The organism is Rhizobacter sp. P2_H2 (assembly GCF_056403375.1).
The window spans coordinates 1-749 of sequence record NZ_JBFUFP010001678.1 but is presented as its reverse complement, the minus strand read 5'-3'; the positions used below and the strand labels follow the sequence as shown (position 1 = coordinate 749).

At 66.5% G+C, this 749-nt stretch carries 1 protein-coding gene; it reads right to left on the bottom strand.

The window, feature by feature from the left end; genetic code table 11:
• Positions 1–749: inositol monophosphatase family protein (locus tag AC1D15_RS35565; protein ID WP_477829792.1), on the bottom strand; the 749-nt coding region annotated here is incomplete at both ends.

The window sequence follows — 749 nt, the reverse complement described above, 5'->3', positions numbered from 1 at the left end:
ATCTTCGGGTTGCCGGCGACCACCTCGCGCTGGTACATGAAGTCGGCCTCGCCGGTGAAGTTGCCGATCAGCCCGCCCGCCTCGGTGATCATCAGCGAGCCGGCGGCGATGTCCCACGGGTTCAGGCCGGTCTCGAAGAAGCCGTCGTAGAAGCCGGCGGCCACGTAGCACAGGTCGAGTGCCGCAGCGCCCGGGCGGCGCAGGCCGGCGCAGTTCTGCATCACCTCCTCGAACATCTTCACGTAGCGCTTGAAGTTGTCGCCCTTGCGGAACGGGAAGCCGGTGCCGATCAGCGAATCCTGCATGCGCGTGCGCTTGGACACGCGCAGCCGCTTGTCGTTCAGGAACGCGCCGCGGCCCTTCGAGGCGTAGAACAGGTCGTTGCGCGTCGGGTCGTACACCACGGCCTGCTGGATCTGGTCGCGGTACGCGAGCGCGATCGACACCGCGTAGACCGGGAAGCCGTGGATGAAGTTGGTGGTGCCGTCCAGCGGATCGATGATCCAGACGTATTCGCTGTTCTTCGCGCCGTGCGCGCGGCCGGACTCTTCGGCCAGGATGCCGTGGCCGGGGTAGGCGGTCAACAGCGTCTCGATGATGGCCTGCTCGGCCAGCTGGTCCACCTCGGTCACGAAGTCGTTGGGCGACTTGGTGTTCACCTTCAGCAGGTCGAGGTCGAGCGACGCCCGGTTGATGATCGCGCCGGCGGCGCGTGCGGCCTTGATGGCCACGTTGAGCATGGGATGCAG